The sequence below is a fragment of the Streptomyces sp. NPDC005202 genome, from assembly GCF_040608235.1.
In the GTDB taxonomy this organism is placed as follows: Bacteria; Actinomycetota; Actinomycetes; order Streptomycetales; family Streptomycetaceae; genus Streptomyces.
This window is the reverse complement of sequence record NZ_JBEXHW010000029.1, coordinates 81,961-90,672: the sequence shown is the minus strand read 5'-3', so window position 1 is coordinate 90,672 and position 8,712 is coordinate 81,961. Positions and strand designations below refer to the sequence as shown.

Below are 8,712 nucleotides of genomic sequence, written 5' to 3'. Positions count from 1 at the left end.
CGACCCCCGCAACTACCTGGCCTTTCTCGGACTCGCCGCAGCCCTGTGCTGCTACAAGCGACTGCTCCGCCTCACCACATAGGACACGGTCTTAGCTTGACCCCTGTCCCGGCGGTCGTCTAAGCGCATCGACCAGGTCTCAGTTGGCAGTTGACCAAAGCGCCCATGTGGCACATCTGCCAAAGCGTTGACTCCAGCGGTTGAACTGCCCTTCGCCCCAGGGACGGTCAGGCTGCAAGCAGAGACGCGGGACGAGGCCGGGGTGTACGGAATGGCCTCAGCCGGTCCCCTTGGCCAGCGAAGCTATTACTGCATGAACCCGGGTTGACGGAGGACACCTTCTGCCCTGAGTTGCTACAGATGCGATGTCGTCGTGTCAAGAACGATGGCGTCTATTTGGGGTGCCTGCGCGGGCGCCATCTCACGGACTCGTTGCACATGCTCGCGCCAGGAAAGATTTACCGCCTCCTTTGTCTGCATAATCCACCGAACGGACTCGTTCGAGTACGAGGAGTCGACCAATTCTCGCCTTAAGGTCGAACGACACATCGCGATGTGTGCGGTTATGAGGCAGAGCACTTGTTCGTTGGAGAAATAGGCCGTGTGCACCAAGAGGCTCCCTTGCGGACGTCGTTCGGTGTCCCTTCCCTCACTCGGCAACTCTCCCTCAAGCGCAGCTGAAACGAGCTCAACTCTGCCAGTAACGCACTGCCGGCCTCAAGGCGGTCGGTTTGCGTATTGGCGCCACTCCACTGGAACAATCGGGTGTCGTCGTCGGGCAGAGCTGTGCCGGTCGGCAAGTTATGCGCGAACCATTGCCAGACAACGCTGCCCCGCTGCCACCACCGAGCGCCACTCTCTTCTTCGCTCTTGTCGCCTGCGAAGGTCCCGTGGACAAATATGACTAAGTCTGCCTGATCGCCCTGACTGAGACGTCCTCCGATGCCATGTCCTCATCATGCATCAGATGGTCCCATCAACGGGACACATTCCGGCTTCTGTGGCGCCCCAGTTGGTCATCACCCGCGCAGCCCCCGCCGACGTGAACCCCTCTTCCGTGCGAGCAGCGTCAACCGCCATGCCCGTACCAGCTCCCCTAGTCGCGCGCGATCAACTGGCGTACGCCTACGGGTGACCAACCTGGCATGCGCCAGACACGACCACGACCGTATCTGTGGGGAGTGGGATCCTGTCCACCCCGCTGGAGGTTTCCTCGCGAGCGAGGCGCATTGATGCCATGACCTCCTGGCGGCTGCCCTTGGACAGTTGTAGTGCTCCTTCCAGATCCAACCGAGACTCTCTTGATGGACAAGGACCCGTTCAATGATGCCCTCGTGGCGCAATCGTTCTTCTTCTGGGTCGGAGTCGGGCTGTTGGCGGGCTTCAACGAGCGATGGGTCAAGCGGTTGGTCTCGCAACCCGTGAGTGACAAGGACAAGTAGCGCAACTCATAGAGTGGTTGTGGCAGCCGGGGCCCTGGCGCCGAATACGGTTCAACTTTCGGATCGCCGAACTACCCCCAGCTATCGGATGCCACTGATGATCGAGATGCGAGCTGGATGAAGGGCTCCAAGAATTGACTGAGGAACCGACGTCGAGCACGGAAAGGTTGCCAGTTATGCGAAACCGATTCGTACGCGCTCTGGCCACCAGCGCCGCCGCAGGCATGCTGGCCAGTGGAGCAGCCGTGGCCTCTACGGGTACCGCCTTCGCGGTGCCGCTGGCGAACGCCCAAGTGGCCGCCAGTCCGCACGTGTCACCGAGCCCCACGCCGCCCCACAAGAAGTGCCCCAAGGGAGAGCACTTGACGAAGGTCAACGGCAAGTGGGGTTGCCACAAGAGGTAACACCCGTGTCGGGCGCCGGGGACACGTCCCCGGCGCCTGCGCCAGGGAACACCGCATGGTCGTCATGCCGTGCGGTGTTAGTGCGGCCAAGGAAACCGGCGAACCCCGGCGAGCAGCTCATCGAGCCCAGCTCACGCAGGGCCTCGGCGAAGCGGGGGTGGGCTCCTGACTGGGAAGACGTCATGAACGGCAGGTTAGCTGCCGGATACACCGGATACGGACGTCACGAACGAATTCCCTGCCGAAGAAGGCCGAGCAAGGCCGAGCAAGGCCGAAGAAGAAGGCCGGTGAGGGTGCGCCGTCCCCACGGAACCCTCACCGGCCGGTCTCTCAAGGAAGCTGTCGCATCATGCCCGTACCAGCTCCCGGTCCTCGTCCGGATCCGTGTCCTTCGGCTGCCAGGTGCGCAGGCCCTCACCCTCCACGTCGACGTTGGGCAGAGCGCGGTCCAGCCACCTCGGCAGCCACCAGGCCTTCCTGCCGAGCAGGGCGAGCACCGCCGGGACTAGCGCCATGCGGACGATGAACGCGTCGAAGAAGACCGCGATGGCGAGGCCGAAGCCGATCATCTTGATCATGGACTCGCTGGAGCCGATGAAGCCCGAGAAGACGGCGATCATGATGACCGCGGCCGCCGTCACGACCCTCGCGCCGTGCTTGAAGCCGGTAACCACCGCCTGGCTCGGCTTCTCCCCGTGGACGTGGGCCTCCCGCATCCGCGTCACGAGGAACACCTCGTAGTCCATCGCGAGGCCGAAGACGACGCCCACCATGAAGATCGGCATCATCGACATGACCGGGCCGGTCTCCTCCACGCCCAGCAGGCCGGACAGCCAGCCCCACTGGAACACCGCGACCACCGCGCCGAGCGCGGCCATCACCGACAGCAGGAAGCCGAGCGCCGCCTTCAGCGGGACCAGGATCGAGCGGAAGACCACGATCAGGAGCAGGAACGCCAGGCCGACCACGAGCGCCAGGTACGGGAACAGGGCGTCGTTGAGCTTCTGCGAGACGTCGATGTTCATCGCCGTCGTGCCGGTGACCAGGACCTTCGCGTCCGTGTCCGCCTTGATGCCGTCGCCCTCGTCGCGGATCGCGTGCACCAGGTCCTCCGTCGTCGACGACGACGGCTTGGAGTCGGGGACGACCGTGATCACGGCCGTGTCGCCGGCCTTGTTGTAGGTCGCCGGGGTCACCGTGACCACGTCCTTGAGGCCCTTGACGTCGTCGGTGACCTTGGTGACCGCGGCCTTCGGGTCGTCGCTCGCCTTGGCGTCGACGACCAGCATCAGCGGGCCGTTGAAGCCGGGCCCGAAGCCCTCCGACAGCAGGTCGTACGCCCGGCGCTGCGTCGTCGATGTCGGCTGGGAGCCGTCGTCGGGCAGGCCCAGTTCCAGCGAGGACGCCGGGATCGCGGCGGCGCCGAGTCCGACGACGCCCAGCAGCAGGACCGCGATCGGACGGCGGACGACGAAGCTCGCCCAGCGGGTGCCCATGTTCGGCCTGCCCGGCTTCCTCGGCGTCCGGCCGCCACCGAGGAACCGGCTCTTCTCGCCGGCCGGCTTCACCCTGCGGCCCACGTAGCCCAGCAGCGCCGGGATCATGGTGAGCGCGATGAGGACCGCGATGACGACCGTACCGGCCGCCGCGACGCCCATCTTCGTCAGCATCGGGATGTTGACGACGGACAGGCCGACGAGGGCGATGACGACCGTCAGACCGGCGAAGACCACCGCCGAGCCCGCCGTACCGACGGCCCGCCCGGCCGCCTCCTCGCGTTCGCGGCCCTCGGCCAGTTCGGCCCGGTAGCGGGAGACGATGAACAGCGCGTAGTCAATGCCGACCGCCAGGCCGATCATCATCGCGAGCGTGGACGTCGTGGAGCCCAGGTCCAGGGCGTTCGCCAGCGCCGTGATCGTGGAGACGCCGATGCCCACGCCGATCAGCGCCGTCAGCAGGGGCAGACCGGCCGCGATCAGCGAGCCGAAGGTGATGACGAGGACGACCGCGGCGATCACGATGCCGACGACCTCGGTGGACCCGGTCTCGGGCACCGCGCTGAGCGCGTCACCGCCGACCTCGACGGTGAGCCCGGCGTCGCGCGCGTCCTGCGCGGCCTGCTTCAGGGCGTCCTTGGCGGAGTCCTCCAGCTCCATGCCGAAGACCTTGTACTTCACCTGGGCGTAGGCGACCGTCCCGTCCTTGCTCACGGCGTGCGCGGTGAACGGGTCGGCGGCGGAGGAGACCTCGGAGCCGTCGGCCAACTCCTTGACGGTCTTCTTCACGGTCGCCTTGTTGGGGGCGTCGGTCACCTTCTCGCCCGCGGGCGCCTTGAAGACGACCCGCGCGGTCGCCCCGTCGGCGCTCATGCCGGGGAAGCGCTGGTCCAGCAGGTCGAAGGCCTTCTGCGCCTCGGTGCCGGGGATGGAGAAGGAGGAGGAGCCCGCGGCGGGCGCGGAGGCGGCGCCGAAGCCGGCGAGGGTGAGCAGCGCCACCCATATCAGGACGACGAAGTGTCGTCGCCGGAAGGCGAGTCGGCCGGCTTTGTACAGGAACGTGGCCACGTGGGCGTACTCCCGGTCAGGTCGTGGGGTTGTTCTGGGCAGGGGTGATCAGCCCACGGGGAGGCAGGGGTGATCGGCCCGACGACGTGAGCGGTGACGTCAGGTGGGCTGGCTGGGGGGACGTGTCAGTGGGTGGGTACGCCGAGGGCGGGGAGGACCACGGCGTCGATGTACGAGGTGAGGAACTCTCGCGTCGGCGGCAACTCGTCGATCAGCGCACGGGTGGCGAACGCGCCGAGCATCATGTGCACCACGTAGCCCAGCGCGGGGTTGTCCGCGCGGACCTCGCCCCGGTCGACGGCGCGCTGCAGCACACGGCGCAAGTCCTCCATCTCCGGTTCCACGAGCAGTTCCCTGAACGCACGCATGAGGTCCGGGTTGGTGTGCATCGCCATGGCGAGTCCCCGCATCAGCGCGGAGTTCCGCTCCATGGTGCAGTCGTCCTCACGCATCGCGAGAGCGTGGAAGTCGCCCCGCAGGGAGCCGGTGTCGACGTCGCCGACGCGACCCGGCTTGCTGTGCCGTATCGCCCTGGCCACCAGCTCGGCCTTGCCGCCCCACTGGCGGTAGAGCGTCGCCTTGCTGGACCGGGTGCGGGCGGCCACGGCGTCCATCGTGAGGGCGTCGTAGCCGACTTCCCGGAGCAGGTCGAGCACGACCTCGTACAACTCGGCCTCACGCTCGGGCGTGATGCGACTGCGACGCCCCCGTGCAGGCACCGGCTCCACCGGAGCGGCTGACGCCGCGCCCTTGGACGCTTGAGCCATGTCTGCCGCCTTCCCGCTCCGAACGACACGGTTTCGTACGTGACGACTGTAGCGCGATTTTCAGCGAAACGAAACCGTTTCGTACGTATGCTGGGTCACGCCTGTCGGTTTTTCATAAGTTGCTCCGGTCCATCCCGCGGCGAAGCATGGGGAGGTGAGCTATCTGCGCCTGCCGCACCTCAGCGGTGATCTGCTGTGCTTCGTGGCCGAGGACGACCTCTGGCTGGCGCCGCTCGACGGAGCGGACCGCGCCTGGCGGCTCACCGTGGACCGCACCAAGCTCGGCCACCCCCGCTTCTCGCCCGACGGCCGCCACATCGCGTACACGAGCTGGCGCAGCCTGGTGCCCGAACTCCACCTGGTTCCGGTGGACGGCGGACCCAGCCGGCAGCTGACGTACTGGGGCAGCTCGGACACCCAGGTGTGCGGCTGGACCCCGCCCGACGACAAGGGACACAGCGACATCCTCGCCGTCGCCTCCCACGGCCAGCCCTTCTCGTACTTCACCTGGGCCTACAAGGTCGCCACCGAGGGCGACCCCGGCCGCAAGCTCCCCTGGGGCCCGGTCTCCGACATCCAGGTCGCCGACCTCGACGGCGAACGCAGAACCCTGCTGCTCAACGGCACCCCGCCGCACGAACCGGCCTCCTGGAAGCGCTACCGGGGCGGCGCCATGGGCCGGCTGTGGCTGCACGGGCAGCGGCTGCTCGCCGACATCGGCGGCCATCTGCACTCCCCCATGTTCGTCGGCGGCCGGATCGCCTTCCTCTCCGACCACGAGGGCATCGGCAACCTGTACTCGTGCGCCTACGACGGCTCCGACCTGCGCCGCCACACCGACCACGACGCCTTCTACGCCCGGCACGCCTCCAGCGACGGCACCCGGGTGGTGTACCAGTGTGCGGGCGACCTGTGGATCGTCGACGACCTGTCCCCGGACTCGGTCCCGCGCCAACTGGACGTGCGGCTGAGCGGTCCGCAGGCGGGCCGCCGTCCGTACCAGGTGCCGGCCGCCCAGCACGTGGACGGCATCTCGGTCGACGAGACGGGCCGGGCCAGCGCCGTCGTCGTGCGCGGCTCCCTGTACTGGCTGACCCACCGGGACGGCCCCGCGCGCACCCTCATCGACACGCCCGGGGTCCGCGTCCGGCTCCCGGAGATGCTCGGCGCGAGCGGGCGGGTCGCCTACGTCACCGACGCCGAGGGCGAGGACGCCGTCGAGATCGCCTACCTCCCGCGGGCCTCCGGCGACCGCGCACCCCGCCGGCTCGCCTCCGGCGCACTGGGCCGCGTCCTGGAGATGGTCTCCGACCCCGGGGGCGAGCGGCTCGCCCTCGCCGCGCACGACGGACGGCTGCTGCTGCTCGACGTCACGGAGGATCCCGACGGCTCCGGCGGCGAGGTCACCGAGCTGATCCGGTCGGTCAACGGCCCGGTGCGCCACCTCTCCTTCTCCCCGGACGGGGCGTGGCTGACCTGGTCGCACCCGGGGATCGGCCGCACGCTGCGGCAGATCAAGATGGCCCGCACAAAGGACCGTCTCATCGTCGACGTCACCAACGGCCGCTTCGAGGACGAGAACCCGGTGTTCACCCGGGACGGCCGGTACCTGGCCTTCCTGTCCTGGCGGGGCTTCGACCCGGTGTACGACGTGCACACCGGCGACCTGTCCTTCCCGCTCGGCTGCAAGCCCTACCTGGTCCCCCTGTCCTCGGCGACCCCCTCCCCCTTCGCCCTGAATCCCGAGGGCCGTCCGGCGGCCGGCGGCCTCGACCCGGTCGAGGCCGAGAAGCCCGGCGAGGGCGGCGCGGTGACCGTGGAGATCGAGGGCCTGGAGAACCGGGTGACGCCGTTCCCGGTCATCGCCTCCAAGTACTCGGCGCTGTACCCGGTCGCGGGCGGCGGCCTGGTCTGGCTGCGCTGGCCGATCTCCGGCGCGCTGGGCGAGACGTTCGTGAACCCGGACGACACCACCGGCCGGCCGACGCTGGAGTGCTTCAACATCAGCAAGGCGAAGAAGTCCGACCTCGTCGGCCACCTCGACTGGTTCGCGGTGAGCGGCGACGGCACCCGGCTGGTCGTGGTCGACGAGGGCGACCTGCGCGCGGTGCCCTCCACCGAGTCCGGTGACGCCGACACGACGACCTGGATCGACGTGCGCCGGATCCTGCACGTGGTCGACCCGGCCGCCGATTGGCACCAGGCGTACGAGGAGGCGGGCCGGCTGATCCGGGCGTACTTCTGGGAGCCGAACATGTGCGGCATCGACTGGGACGGGGTGCTCGCGCAGTACCGCCCCCTGGTCGAACGCGTCGCGTCCCCGGACGAGTTCGCCGACCTGCTGCGCGAGGTGCTGGGCGAGCTGGGCACCTCCCACGCGTACGTCGCCGCCGCCCGCCGCAACGAGGGCCCGGCGCACTACCAGCGCTGGCAGGGCCTGCTCGGCGCCAACTTCGAGCGTCGGGAGGCCGGTTGGACGATCGGGCGGATCCTGCCCGGCGACTCCTCCGACTCCAAGGCCCGCTCACCGCTGGCGGGCACGGGCATCCGCGAGGGGGCGGTCCTGACCCACGTGGACGGCCGCCCGGTGGATCCGGTGGCGGGCCCGTATCCGCTGCTGGCGGGATCGGGCGGTACGACGGTGGAGCTGACGTTCTCCCAACCCGTCGCCCACCCCCCTTCCAAGGAAGGCCCTTCGGGCTCCTTCGATTCGGAGGGCGAGGGTTCCCCGCGCCGGGTCGCCGTCGTCCCCCTGATCGACGAGCGGCCGCTGCGCTACCAGGACTGGGTGGCCAAACGCCGGGTGGTAGTACGGGAGGCGAGCGGCGGCCACTGCGGCTATCTGCACATCCCCGACATGGGCGGCTCGGGCTGGGCGCAGTTCAACCGGGACCTGCGGATGGAGGTGTCGAGGCCGGCGCTGATCGTGGACGTCCGGGGAAACGCCGGCGGCCACATCAGCGAACTGGTCATCGAGAAGCTGTCGCGCACGATCCTCGGCTGGGACCTGACCCGCAACGCCCAGCCGGTGTCGTACACCTCGAACGCACCGAGGGGCCCCATCGTGGCCCTCGCGGACGAGGCGACCTCGTCCGACGGCGACATGATCACGGCGGCCTTCAAGCTGCTGAAGCTGGGCCCGGTGGTCGGTCAGCGCACCTGGGGCGGTGTGGTCGGCATGACCGGCCGGCACCGCCTGGGCGACGGCACAGTGATCACGGTGCCGATGAACGCGGCCTGGTTCGACGCGTACGGCTGGTCCGTCGAGAACCACGGCGTCGCCCCCGACCTCGAGATCCTGCGCACCCCCCTGGACTGGGCCGAGGGCCGCCAGGCCCAACTCGTCGACGCGGTGGAACTGGCCCTGGAACTCCTCAAGACAAACCCGGCAGCAACCCCACCGGACTACCGCGAGGTTCCGGACCGCTCCCGCCCGAAGCTGCCCCCGCGCCACATGCCGGGGGAGCCGTAAGCCGATTGCGCCGGGGGAGCCCTGGTTGCTTGGTTGAAGGCCACCTTGACGGCCTGGGGGTGC

At 68.8% G+C, this 8,712-nt stretch carries 4 protein-coding genes; 2 read left to right on the top strand and 2 right to left on the bottom strand.

Annotated elements, in window-relative coordinates; all coding sequences use genetic code 11:
- The first annotated feature begins 1,304 nt into the window (after positions 1 to 1,304).
- Positions 1,305 to 1,442, top strand: a complete 138-nt coding sequence (locus tag ABZV31_RS30145) for a hypothetical protein (protein ID WP_355899952.1) — start codon at positions 1,305 to 1,307, stop codon at positions 1,440 to 1,442.
- A 751-nt stretch (positions 1,443 to 2,193) separates the two neighbouring features.
- Here the strand turns inward: ABZV31_RS30145 and ABZV31_RS30140 are convergent.
- Together ABZV31_RS30140 and ABZV31_RS30135 are read right to left on the bottom strand one after the other, a co-directional pair.
- Positions 2,194 to 4,410, bottom strand: a complete 2,217-nt coding sequence (locus ABZV31_RS30140; protein ID WP_355899951.1) for an MMPL family transporter — start codon at positions 4,408 to 4,410, stop codon at positions 2,194 to 2,196.
- 125 nt (positions 4,411 to 4,535) lie between these two features.
- Complete coding sequence (locus tag ABZV31_RS30135; RefSeq protein WP_355899949.1) at positions 4,536 to 5,177, bottom strand: TetR/AcrR family transcriptional regulator; 642 nt, start codon at positions 5,175 to 5,177, stop codon at positions 4,536 to 4,538.
- A gap of 154 nt (positions 5,178 to 5,331) precedes the next feature.
- On the opposite strand from ABZV31_RS30135, the gene ABZV31_RS30130 reads away from it, so the two are divergent.
- Positions 5,332 to 8,649 (top strand): S41 family peptidase, encoded by a 3,318-nt coding sequence (locus ABZV31_RS30130; RefSeq protein WP_355899947.1) that lies wholly within the window; start codon positions 5,332 to 5,334, stop codon positions 8,647 to 8,649.
- The last annotated feature ends 63 nt before the right edge of the window (positions 8,650 to 8,712 follow it).